This is a genomic window from Oscillibacter acetigenes, from assembly GCF_025567605.1.
GTDB classification, from domain to species: Bacteria; Bacillota; Clostridia; order Oscillospirales; family Oscillospiraceae; genus Oscillibacter; species Oscillibacter welbionis.
The window spans coordinates 875-8,563 of the sequence record NZ_JAOQKG010000005.1 but is presented as its reverse complement, the minus strand read 5'-3'; the positions used below and the strand labels follow the sequence as shown (position 1 = coordinate 8,563).

Below are 7,689 nucleotides of genomic sequence, written 5' to 3'. Positions count from 1 at the left end.
GGCTGGTCCGTTTCTCGATTTCCCCGGTATTTGTGAACAAACGGAAAATCCCCGCGGCGGGCACTCCCGGCCGCGGGGATTTTGTGATAAACTGTCAGGTATTGTCCCAGGGCGCGGCCAGTACCGCCGTCCGCTGGAGCAGGAAGCCGAAAAGCGTCACGGCGCCGCCCAGGTAGAACAGCAGCCGGGCCGGATCCGGCCGGTCCGCCAGAGTGGCCAGGCAGAAGGCGATGGCCAGCGCCGCATAGACGGCGAAGCGGCGGGTCCGCCCCGCCCGGAAGGCGAAGGAGGACAGCCGGTAGAAGGCCAGAGCCAGGAACACCACCGCCAGCAGCTCCGTGTAGTAATCTGTGAGGGACGGGTCTACGGACACCACCCGGTAGGTCAGCACCAGCCGCACCACCAGGCAGCAGACGGGCACCAGCAGCAGAGGACTCTGAAAGGGCTTGCGCGCCCCGCCCTCCGGCCGGATGCGGCAGGCAGGCACAGCGGGAAGCAGGCTGGCCGCCGAGAGAAGAGACAGCAGACCCACCACCAGATGCTCCCTGCCGGAGAAGAGCTGACTGCCCTGGGCGGTCACAAAAACGGTCACCGTCTCTCCGCTGCCGGTGAGGGCGCTGGCGCCGGAGAAGCCGAAGAGCAGGTCCAGAACGCCGGAGGCTGCCAGCAGGAAGAGCCCCATCACCGCCGGAGTGAGCAGCCCGGGGGAAGCCACGGAGAAGCCTGCGGGAAAGAGGGGCGGGTCTTCCCGGTCCGCAGGCAGAAGGGGCCGGGCTGCCAGCAGGCAGACTGCCGCCAGAACCACGAACCAGGCCACCAGCAGGATGGCGTACAGATTGCCGGGGATGGGGAGGCCTGTGTCCACCTCGAACCCAGTGCTGCGCTGAAGCAGCCGCAGCAGGAATGCCCCCACGCCGCCAATGGCGGCCAGCAGGGGCCAGAGCACGTATTTCTTCATAGGAGCCGATCTCCTTATCATGACAGATTTTCAAAAGCCAGTATACCACGGGAAAAGCTGTTTGTCCATGCCGGCCTCATTTTCCGCCCTCCGGGCGCATACAGTGAAGGGACAGGCCCGCAGACGGGGAACAAAAGAGGAGGAATTTCCATGAGACGCCATTCTGATCTGCACCAGAGCGCCGCCATCTCCGCGGTGCTGCTGGTGCTGCTGTTTGCCCTGCCCCTGGCGGTGGTAGTGCCCTTTCAGACAGAGCTTTTCTCCGATGATCCCATCGCTGTGGAGTCGGAGCGGGAGCCCTTTCAGCCGGGGGACCTGGACGGAGAGATGGTGCTGAAGGTCCTGGCAGGGGACGCGGTGGAGGAGATGACCCTGGGAGAGTATCTGGTGGGCGTGGTCCGGGCGGAGATGCCCGCCTCCTTTGAGCCGGAGGCTTTGAAGGCCCAGGCGGTGGCGGCCCGGACGTACACCCTGTACAAGATGCAGACTGGCGGCAACCACGGCAACACCGCGGACATCTGCACGGACTCCACCTGCTGCCAGGCGTATATCTCGGAGGAAAACGCCCGGAACAACTGGGGCGAGAACGCGGACGCCTATGAGGAAAAGATCGAGACCGCCGTCCGGGAGACCGACGGAGAGACCATCCTGTACGGCGGCGTGCCCATCCTGGCGGTGTTCCACTCCTGCTCCGCCGGGCAGACCCGCTCCTCCGGCCAGGTGTGGGTCAGCGACCTGCCCTATCTCCAGGCGGTGTCTTCGCCGGAGCCTGCGGACAGCATCCCCAACTATTACAGCCGTGTGGAATTCACGGCGGAGGAGTTCCGGGAGAAGGTCCTGACCTCCTATCCGGAGGCGGACCTGTCCGGCGACATCAGCGGCTGGCTGCAAAACGCCGTGACGGACACCGCCGGCAGCGTGGAGTCGGTGGACGTGGGCGGCGTGAGCATGAAGGGCAGCACTTTACGGAGCATCCTGGGGCTGCGGTCGGCCTGCTTCGAGTGGGAGGCGGCGGACGGCAAGCTGGTGTTCTTCGTCACTGGCTACGGCCACGGCGTGGGTATGAGCCAGTACGGCGCCAACCAGATGGCCAAGGAGGGAGCGGACTACCGGACGATCCTCACCCACTATTATACCGGCGTCACCGTGGAGCCCTATACTACTGCCGCCATAGGGTGACTCTTTACAAAAAAGCCGGAAATGTGGTAAAATACAATCTTCCAGGGGAGCTTCTGCGGAAGGGAGGACATGATGAGACGAAAGCTCGCGGCACTGCTGCTGTGCCTGCTGCTGGTGTTCCAGCTGTCGCCGGTCCCGTCGGGGGCGGCGGAGACGGTGTATTTCACCGCAGTCAACAAAAACGTGCTGACGCTGTCGGACGACACCATGCCCTTCTGGTCCGGCGGCTATCTGTATGTGCCCAGCACTATCTTCACCGGCGTGGGCCGGGATCTGGGCGTGTCCTACTACCCCAATATTGCCCGGCAGACCGTGTTGCTGTATGTGGACAAGACGGTATACAGCTCCCTGGTATTTGACCTGAACAAGGACTATGCCATCGACAACGAGGGCAACCTGTATTTCCAGAAGCCCATCCAGCGGGGTGGCGTGATCTTCCTGCCCATCTCTCTGATCGCCCGGTGCTTCGGCCTGCTCTACTCCACCGTGGAGGTGGACCGGGGCTATCTGGTTTGGGTGCGCAATCCGGATATGGATATGGAGGAGCGGTACTTTGCCGACGCCGCCAAGTCCCGGATGGACTACGAGTACAACCAGTACCTGCGGAACCAGAGTGCGGAAGAGGACATCGCGCCGGAGGAAACGGAGCCCTCCACCGTCACCGGGCAGCGGATTTATCTTTGTGTGGAGGCCGCGGACCCGAAGCGGGTGAAGTCCCTGCTGGACATTCTGGACCGCTATGACGCCCACGCGGCTTTCTACTGTACGGAGGCGTTTCTGCGGGAAGGCGGCGACCTGCTGCGGCGAATGACCGCCACAGGGCAGGCCATCGGGCTGGCGGTGGACGCCGCGGCGGACCGCCCGGTGACGGAACAGCTGGAGACGGGGAACCGCCTGCTCTCCCAGGCCGCCAGCGTCAAGACCCGGCTGGCTTGGATTGAAAACGCCGGGGAGGAGTCTGTCTCCGCGGCGGAGGCGGCGGGCTTCTGCCCGCTGGACCCGGATCTGGACCGGGCGGCGTATCCCCTCAGCAGCACCGGCGCCGCCGACACGCTGCTCCAGCGGGTGACCAGCCGGGGCGGCGAGGTCACTGTCTGGCTGGGCGACAGCGCCAACGCCGCAGGGCTTGGGACGTTCCTGTCTGCGGCGGAGGCGGCGGACGACCGCTGTCTGGCCATGACGGAGACGGTGTCCTGACCTGCCAAGATTTACAAAATATTCAACATACCGCCCCGGGAGCGGATATAATAGAGGATATCAAGAATCGGCTGTGTCTGTGAACAGGCGGACGCCGCGGGCGGCAGAACCAGCGAAGAGAGACATATCGAAATGGGAGGGAGCGCCATGGGCCGCAACATCCTGGTCGTGGAAGACGACCGCAATATCTGTGATTTGATCCACATGTACCTGGTGAAGGAGGGGTTCGACGTCCGCATCGCCGGAGACGGCGGCAAGGCCATTGAGGAGTTTCAGAAGCAGGTTCCGGACCTGATCCTGCTGGACATCATGCTGCCGGTGATGGACGGCTGGTCGGTGTGCGCCAAAATCCGGGAGACCAGCAAGGTGCCCATCATCATGCTGACGGCCAAGGGCGAGGTGTTCGACCGCATCCAGGGCCTGGAGATGGGGGCGGACGACTATGTGGTGAAGCCCTTTGAGATGAAGGAGCTCATCGCTCGGATCAATGCAGTCCTGCGGCGGACGGAGATCCCCAACGACACCAGCAAACGGCTGACGTTCGACAAGCTGGTGATTGACCTGGACTCCTACGAGCTGATCGTGGATGGGAAGAAAATCGACACGCCCCCCAAGGAGCTGGAGCTGCTGTATCATTTGGCCTCCACCCCCAACCGGGTGTACACCCGGAACCAGCTGCTGGATGAGGTGTGGGGCTTTGACTACTTCGGCGACAGCCGGACAGTGGATGTCCACATCAAGCGGCTGCGGGAGAAGATCGAAAACGTCAGCAGCCAGTGGGCGCTGAAAACGGTGTGGGGCGTGGGGTACAAGTTCGAGCTGGCAGGCGCCCCCGGGGCAAAGGAGAGCTGACAAAACCGCCTGAAAAGACCTTTGCCTTTTCAGGTGGAAAACCGGGCAGGGAGGTCTCATGAAGGTACGGATCGCGCGTATTGCAAAACGGATGCACAACAAGTTCAGGGGCCTGTACTGGCGGCAGATGTTCGTCACCGTCGGCATGGTGCTCCTGACGCTGTTTTTGCTGGGAGTTTCGTTTTTCTCCCTGAGCTACAACTACGCCCGGGGCCAGGAGAACGGGGAGCTGGCCGCCCAGGCCCAGGTGGTGGGGCAGCTCTCCGCCAGCTATCTGGAAAACGGGCGGTACCTGGACATGGAGGAGCTGCAGCACGAGGAGGACTTCCAGCGTCTGGCCTCCTTCGCTGCCACGGTGTCCGAGGTGGACTTCCTGATCTGCGACGTGGAGGGCCACGTGCTGCTGTCCACGGATGCGTCTCTCAGCGGGCTGGTGGTGACTATGCCGGAGGAGATGACCGCAGAGGTGCTGGAGGAGGGCATCAGCTCCAGGCGCACGGACGTGGACGGCCTGTACTCCAACAAGCGGTTCGTGGTGGGCGTTCCGGCCATAAGCGAGGATACCCCCGACCCCGTCGGCATGGTCTATGCCGTGTCCTCCACCACCTCGCTGGACACCATGTGGTCCGGCTTCATCGGGCTGTTCTTCATGACGGCGTTCGTGGTGCTGATGATCTCCTTCATGGCGTCCTCCATCACCACCATGCGGCAGATCCAGCCCATCCGGGAGATGGCCAAGGCCACCCGCCGCTATGCGGAGGGGGACTTCGACATCCGCATGAACGACTACGGCCGGGATGACGAGTTGGGAGAGCTGGCGGCCTCCTTCAACAACATGGCGGAGAACCTGCAGCAGACGGAGCGCCAGCGGCGGGAGTTCATCACCAACATCTCCCATGAGCTGAAGACGCCCATGACCACCATCGCCGGCTATACAGACGGCATTCTGGACGGCACCATCCCGCCGGAGAACGAGCGGCAGTATCTCCAGATCATCTCCGACGAGAGCCGCCGCCTGAGCCGGCTGGTGCGGCGGATGCTGGACGTGAGCCAGCTGCAGGCCATCGACCCCCTGCGGGAGGGAAAGCACTTCGACATCTGCGAGAGTATGCGCCGGGTGCTGATCTCCATGGAGCGGAAGATCACAGACCGGAATCTGGATGTGGAGGCGGATATCCCCGAGGAGCCCATTCTGGTGCTGGGGGACAAGGACATGATTACGCAGGTGATTTACAACCTGCTGGAAAATGCCACCAAGTTCGCACGGGAGGGCTCCACTCTCTATCTGGGCGTCACCACCATCGACGGCAAGGCCCGGGTGACGGTGCGGAACGAGGGGGACACCATCCCGGCAGAGGAGCTGCCGCTGCTGTTCGAGCGGTTCCACAAGAGCGACAAGTCCCGCAGCGAGGACAAGGATGGTTACGGCCTGGGGCTGTACATCGTCAAGACGATTTTAGAGCAGCATAAGGAAAAGATCAGTGTGACCAGCGAGGACGGCGTGACCGCGTTCTCCTTCTCACTGGCCACAGAGTGAGGCGTGCATGGAGGAAGAAAAGCAGTTGGCCGGAGAGGACCGTCTCTCCGGAGAGATCGTAGAGGTATACAGACAGCCGCTGCCCGGGGAGGTGGTGGAGCGGTACAGCCGCCCCCTGCCGGGACGGCCTGCCGCGCCCGGGCAGCCCCGCCGGCGGCGCAGGACCGGGCTGTGGATTTTCCTGGCCTGCCTGGCGGTGGTGCTGGGTGTGGCGGCGGGCTCCTGGATTTGGTATCTGCTGCCGGCCGGCAGCAGTGCCGATCCCTTTGAGTACCGTTACGACCACGGCTGGGAGGAGGAAGAGGACGCGTCCGGGGCAGTTACCATCCCCACCTATCCGTTCGGGGAGGGCGCCGTGCTGGAGGTGGAGACGGACCACGGCCGGGAGCTGACGGCCCAGGAGATCTACCAGCGGGTGAACCCGTCGGTGGTGACGGTCATGGTCCAGCTGGACGACAGCGTCTCCGTGGGCACCGGGGTCATCTTCCGGGCGGACGGTTATATCCTCACCAATTACCACGTGCTGGCGGGGGGACGGGACTGCACCGTCGCCATGGACACGGGCCGGACCTATGAGGCCCAGTACGTGGCCGGAGACGAGCGGAACGATCTGGCGGTCCTCAAGGTGGAACTGACGGGGCTTCCCGCCGCCACCTTCGGCGACAGCGACCAGCTGGTGGTGGGCGACAAGGTCTACGCCATCGGCAACCCGCTGGGCGTGGAGCTCCGCGGCACACTGACAGACGGCATCGTCTCCGCCATCAACCGGGATGTACAGGTGGACGGCCGGACCATGACGCTGGTTCAGACCAACGCGGCCCTGAACTCCGGCAACTCCGGCGGTCCCCTAATCAACGCCTGCGGCCAGGTGGTGGGCATCAACACCATCAAGATGAGCTCTGATTACTCCAATGTGGAGGGTCTGGGCTTCGCCATTCCCTCCGCCTCCATCCGGCGGCTGGTGAACGACCTGCTGACCTATGGAGAGGTCCGGCCGGAGCCCTCCTTCGGCGTGACGGTGCTCCAGACGGGCACCCGGCTGGAGGACGACATCTGGGGCCTGCAGGTGCTGGAGGTCACGCCCGGCTCCGCCGCAGACCTGGCGGGCATCCGGGAGGGGGACTTCGTCCTCGCCGCCGGCGGCAGGCCGGTGGAAACCAGTCAGGAGCTGCTGCGCATCCGGCGGCAGCTGTATGTGGGCGATCAGGTGACCATGGAAATCTGGCGGGACGGAGAGCGGATGGAAGTGACGCTGACTCTGAATGACCCGGTGGAATAAAGAACGAGGGCGCGGCCTGCACCGCAGGCCGCGCCCTTGCTTGCCGGAAGTGCTCCCGGCCCGGGGCGGAAGAGCGGGGTGTCTGCCCTGCGGGGTAGTGTGGAAAAAACATTGTGAGGCCGTGGGAAAAGCCCTGAAGGACTTCTCCCGCGGCCTGTGTCATGTCTGTTTCTTCCGGCGCTGGGGCCACAGCAGGCTGACACCGGAGAGCAGCAGGTACACGCCGAAGGGCTTGCGCAGGACCGCCACGTCCAGATTGGTGGCGATCCAGGCCCCGGCCAGGGCGGCGGCCACGGCCAGGGGGACGGCGCTTTTCAGGGTGGGCTTGTCCAGATAGCCGCCCCTGGCGTGGCAGACCAGGGCGGAGGCGGCGGTGGGCAGGAAGAACAGCAGATTGATGCCCTGAGCGGTCCGCTGGTCCACATCCAGAAAGAGCGTCATGACCAGAAGCAGCAGCGTGCCGCCGCCCACGCCCCAGGCCGAGAGGATGCTGGCCCCCAGGCCGCAGAGAAAGGGAATGATCCAGTCCGTCACAGCAGATACTTCACCCCCGCGTAGAACAGAAAACCGGCGAAGAGCCACTTGAGCCACTTGACGGAGACTCTGCCGTACAGCTTGCCGCCGATCCAGCCGCCCACCAGGCCGCCCGCCAGATAGGGCAGCGCCGTCAGGAGGGAGAGCTCCCCC

At 64.1% G+C, this 7,689-nt stretch carries 8 protein-coding genes; 5 read left to right on the top strand and 3 right to left on the bottom strand.

Features of this window, described 5'->3' with window-relative positions; translation table 11 throughout:
• Positions 1–94: 94 nt before the first annotated feature.
• Entirely contained in the window at positions 95–958 is an 864-nt protein-coding gene (locus OCV80_RS10825; RefSeq protein ID WP_136891461.1) for a hypothetical protein, read from the bottom strand.
• A gap of 150 nt (positions 959–1,108) precedes the next feature.
• Here OCV80_RS10825 and spoIID point away from each other — a divergent pair, with 150 nt between their 5' ends.
• The 5 genes from spoIID to OCV80_RS10800 all read left to right on the top strand — a co-directional run bounded on the left by spoIID (position 1,109) and on the right by OCV80_RS10800 (position 7,002).
• On the top strand, positions 1,109–2,137 hold the full coding sequence (gene spoIID, locus OCV80_RS10820; RefSeq protein WP_136891462.1) for a stage II sporulation protein D: 1,029 nt from the start codon (positions 1,109–1,111) through the stop codon (positions 2,135–2,137).
• Positions 2,138–2,206: 69 nt separating this feature from the next.
• Positions 2,207–3,334, top strand: coding sequence for a polysaccharide deacetylase family protein (locus OCV80_RS10815; RefSeq protein ID WP_119310545.1), 1,128 nt, complete (start codon positions 2,207–2,209; stop codon positions 3,332–3,334).
• Positions 3,335–3,481: 147 nt separating this feature from the next.
• Positions 3,482–4,186, top strand: coding sequence for a response regulator transcription factor (locus OCV80_RS10810; RefSeq protein ID WP_025545561.1), 705 nt, complete (start codon positions 3,482–3,484; stop codon positions 4,184–4,186).
• Between the two features lie 58 nt (positions 4,187–4,244).
• Positions 4,245–5,723 carry a sensor histidine kinase gene (locus OCV80_RS10805; protein WP_021749292.1) on the top strand — a complete coding sequence of 493 codons (1,479 nt, stop codon included), beginning with the start codon at positions 4,245–4,247 and terminating at the stop codon, positions 5,721–5,723.
• A gap of 7 nt (positions 5,724–5,730) precedes the next feature.
• Positions 5,731–7,002, top strand: coding sequence for a S1C family serine protease (locus OCV80_RS10800; RefSeq protein ID WP_136891463.1), 1,272 nt, complete (start codon positions 5,731–5,733; stop codon positions 7,000–7,002).
• Positions 7,003–7,161: 159 nt separating this feature from the next.
• Here the strand turns inward: OCV80_RS10800 and OCV80_RS10795 are convergent, their stop codons facing one another.
• Together OCV80_RS10795 and OCV80_RS10790 are read right to left on the bottom strand one after the other, a co-directional pair.
• The gene (locus OCV80_RS10795) at positions 7,162–7,536 is read right to left on the bottom strand and encodes a TSUP family transporter (RefSeq protein WP_021747973.1); all 375 of its coding nucleotides are present in this window, start codon (positions 7,534–7,536) and stop codon (positions 7,162–7,164) included.
• Positions 7,533–7,689, bottom strand: a 157-nt coding sequence (locus OCV80_RS10790; RefSeq protein WP_267288439.1) for a TSUP family transporter, incomplete at its 5' end; no start/stop codon positions are given. The genes OCV80_RS10795 and OCV80_RS10790, both read right to left, overlap by 4 nt.